The organism is Pararhizobium sp. P1_E7 (assembly GCF_056405855.1).
The window spans coordinates 1-3,725 of record NZ_JBFUBH010000149.1; the positions used below are offsets into that span (position 1 = coordinate 1).

5 protein-coding genes are annotated in these 3,725 nt (G+C 55.1%); 3 read left to right on the forward strand and 2 right to left on the reverse strand.

Going from position 1 to position 3,725, the window contains the following annotated elements:
- Positions 1-291: 291 nt before the first annotated feature.
- From AC1D17_RS28060 to AC1D17_RS28070, 3 genes are read left to right on the forward strand one after another with little or no spacing between them, the layout of a single operon-like run.
- Positions 292-768, forward strand: a complete 477-nt coding sequence (locus AC1D17_RS28060) for a TIR domain-containing protein (RefSeq protein ID WP_477568503.1) — start codon at positions 292-294, stop codon at positions 766-768.
- Positions 769-771: 3 nt separating this feature from the next.
- Positions 772-2,220 carry an SIR2 family protein gene (locus AC1D17_RS28065; protein ID WP_477568504.1) on the forward strand — a complete coding sequence of 483 codons (1,449 nt, stop codon included), beginning with the start codon at positions 772-774 and terminating at the stop codon, positions 2,218-2,220.
- Positions 2,221-2,238: 18 nt separating this feature from the next.
- Positions 2,239-2,790, forward strand: a complete 552-nt coding sequence (locus tag AC1D17_RS28070; RefSeq protein WP_477568505.1) for a toll/interleukin-1 receptor domain-containing protein — start codon at positions 2,239-2,241, stop codon at positions 2,788-2,790.
- A gap of 2 nt (positions 2,791-2,792) precedes the next feature.
- On the opposite strand, the gene AC1D17_RS28075 is transcribed toward AC1D17_RS28070, so the two are convergent.
- Positions 2,793-3,407, reverse strand: a complete 615-nt coding sequence (locus tag AC1D17_RS28075) for a hypothetical protein (RefSeq protein ID WP_477568506.1) — start codon at positions 3,405-3,407, stop codon at positions 2,793-2,795.
- A gap of 85 nt (positions 3,408-3,492) precedes the next feature.
- Positions 3,493-3,725, reverse strand: a 233-nt coding sequence (locus AC1D17_RS28080) for a hypothetical protein (protein WP_477568507.1), incomplete at its 5' end; no start/stop codon positions are given.

Here is a 3,725-nt window from a genome sequence, read left to right on the forward strand (position 1 = left end):
CGACAATCGTGTCACCATTGCAAACTCTCCTTGTCGGCAACCGGAAGAATAGATCCGCAAGTCATTGTCAATGCCAAAGGCTGGATGACAGTGAGACTCCCCTTCCCCTCGCTCAGGCCATTCGTTTTGGCGGAGACGGGGCCGCCTTTCAAGCTTCGCTGAGCGTGTGCAAGCGTCTTGCGCGCTGGTTGTGGATATAGGCAATTTAACTTGATTTCTAATGATAAGCATTCGGCAATAATGCTAAGAATAGCGGGCGGTCACACTCGGCCCAGTATTGGGGAGGATATATTGGCTCGGAAGGTGTTTTTTAGCTTTCACTACGACCGTGACGTTCACCGTGTGATGCAGGTGAGGAATTCATGGATTGTACGTCCTGAAGGCGAAGCCTCGCCCTTCTTCGATAAGGCTGAGTTCGAGAAGATTAAGCAACGCGCAGGCGGTATCGAGAAGTGGATTGAAGATCAACTCGCGGGAACATCTGTCACGGTCGTTCTCTACGGGGCAGAAACCTATCACCGCCCCTGGGTTCGGCACGAAATCAAGCGGAGCTATGAGCTGGGAAAAGGACTTCTGGCGATAGACATCCATAATATCAAGCATCCCCAGAATGGCATAGACGTGCAGGGGCTGAATCCGCTTTCCTATTTCAATGTCAATCAGACGCCTTTGAATAGGCTGTACAGCCAGTATGATTGGGTGACGGATAACGGCTATGCCAACATCAGCTCTTGGATTGAGACGGCAGCTAATGCCGCGCGGCGATAGCCGATGGCAGGCAACGGTCGCACCCGTTTTCTTCGCGAGTTTCCATCGTCGTTGCACGAAGGCACCGGGGTCGTTTTTGTAGGTGCTGGCGTATCAATGGCCGCAGGCTATCCCTCCTGGTCCAAGTTGCTGACGGAAATCGGCGAGGAGATTGGGGTAAACTCCCGGGACATCCAAGACCTCGCCGCCCTTGCGCAATGGCACATCCGAGAGACCGGAAACGCAACCGGCGTGCGCAATGTAATCAAGCGGGAAATCGGCCACGATCGGCCGCTCCCCGAAACCGTAAAAACGCTTGCCCGCCTTCCCGTTCGCCATATCTGGACCACGAACTATGATCGGCTTGTCGAGCGGGCCTTTGCGGAGATCAGCCGGCCATTGGATCCAGTCGCCGGCGCGAAGGACCTCGCGCTCAAGGTGACGCCGGGCGCAACCCGACTTTATAAGATGCATGGTTCCGTCGACAGACTGGATGATATTGTCATCTCCACGGACGACTATGAGCTTTTTCGCACCAAGCGGGGAGCGTTCCTTCCGCTCTTGCAAGCCCATCTGAGCAGCATGTCCATGCTTTTCGTGGGCCTGAGCCTAACCGATCCCAATGTTCGCCATGTCCTGTCGCTGATCAGGGAGAGTTTCACTGACGCACCACCGGAGCATTTTGCGATCCTCAAGCCGCCGAAACCGGAAGATTTCATAAATGACAACGAGTTCAAGGCCCGTCTCGCCCAACACAAGCTTTGGGCAAAGGACCTAAGCCGATATGGCCTTGTGGCGGTGGAGGTTGATGACTACGACGAAGTTCCCGAACTGCTGCGCGAGGTTGAAAGACGCGTCGCGGCAAAACGAGTTTGGGTGAGCGGGAGCTGGCCACTTGAAGGCGGCGATGCACGCACGCCGCAGATTTACGCAGTGGCAGAAGAGATTGGCCGTCTGATCGGCGCTACACATCGAGATCTCGTCACGGGAACCGGTTTGCTGATCGGACCAGCGGTCGTCTCCGGATTCATGGACGCTCTGCGAGAGGGTGGCGGCTGGGATATCGACCGTCGACTCATTGCCCGACCGTTCCCGCAGRCGCTCCCGGGCCGGGCGGCGGACCGCGCCAAATGGACGGCCCTCCGGAGCGAGATGGCCCGCCTAGCAGGCATTACAGTCTTCCTCGGTGGACTAAAGGCTGACAAAGGGACCGCAGTTATTGYCGACGGCGTGATGGAAGAGTTCGCGTTGGCACAAGGAGTGGGGTCCTTTATTTTGCCCATCGGTGCGTTTGGTGGTGCCGCGGAACAGATCGCCAAGCAATTGAGTGGATCAATCGCACCTTCAGACGGCCCGAAGGCCACTCGGCCAAAGGATGATGAAATCACTGCGCTATTGAATCCGTCGGCGACAGAAAGGCAGCTTATTGCTACGGTTCGCGCAATTCTAGACCGGCTCGCGAAGGTCACATAGCAAGGGTGGGCTTCGCGCTTGGTTGAATTTATCACATCTGATGAACTTCGCAGTTATGCCGCGAAGCGGTCTGAGGCGGAGCAGGCGCGAATGCGCATGGCTGGCCGCTCTCGATCACCACAAGGCGCGACCTTCCTGTCCCATTCCAGCAAAGACAAGGACCTTGTCGTGGGGGCGATTATCGTTCTCGAAAATCATGGTGCTCAGGTCTATATCGACGAGGTAGACCCTGAAATGCCGCCCTACACCAACACGGACACCGCCAACCTATTGAAGTCGAGGATAAGGCAGTCCCGCAAGTTTGTGCTTCTGACCAGTAAGAACAGTAAGGAAAGCCGGTGGGTGCCATGGGAGCTCGGCGTTGCCGACGGCTACAAGGATCTTCCAAATATTGCGCTCTTTCCATCCTCCGACACAGCATACGACATGTCTTGGGCGGACTGGGAGTATCTCGGCCTCTATCATCGCATCGTTTGGGGCAAGCATCAAAATTACGAGAAGGAGATCTGGATGGTACTGGACCAGAGAACCTTCACGGCCACCGAGCTTTCGGCCTGGCTCCGCCGCTAGGCCTAACTCAAGAAGTAATCCGGAAGCGTCTCCATCGTTGCCCAAACCTGAAAAGGCATCCAAGTTGCTAAAGCAAGCGGCTTTGGCGCTGAGTATCTAGCGACGATATCGTCTAAACGAGCACGCACGCGCAGGTAGAATCGATCATCCTCCTCGGCCATCGGGTAAAGGCCTAAGAATTCACGCCCACGGTACTGGTCGTTCTCGCTGCGAACGATCGGAAGAACACAAACGCGGCGCTTGGCGCCGTGAAACCACCCAATTTCCCAACTCATCCAGCTCGACGTGTCGGCATGCTCTGAATCGATGAACATTAGTCCCCTCGATGCGAGCATCTTGCCCTTGATGTATTCCGCGTCAGCGGGCGTCGTGTTACCATGATCGGAGACTGAGCTCTCGACCCAATCGCAGAACACGGTCAAACCGATATCTTCGGTTAGGATGGTGTATACGCCAAGGACAAGTTCTTCGTCTTTTATAGCTTGCGAGAGAAAAATGTCGTACTGTCGCTGGCTTGTCCGAGCTTGGCGCGCCAGCAACTCCCGTGACGACAGGCGGGCAGCCTTTGTGCTCATGCGTGCGCGTTCACGGACGCGACCTTCAGTAAGCAAAGGCATTGTTGTCCTATAAGTTCGGGAATTACCTGGATCGAGCGGTGGGCTATGAGCAATAGTAGATACTAGAAACCGGGTTGGCTAACTGTTAATCCGACGAACGTTGACTATTCTCTTCACGGTGCACTTGACTTTTTGCTTGTTCGATCGACGGTGTGTTGTCGGTCTCCGCATTCCTCACAAACTTGCGCAAATTTTCGACTTCATCGAAATAGCGGTCCAGCCTTTCATGCTCCGTCGTCCCAAACACATGCGGCCTGTCCAACATCCTGCGGTAGGTATCATAAAAGTTAGACTCGCCTTCTCTGAACGCTCGATAAT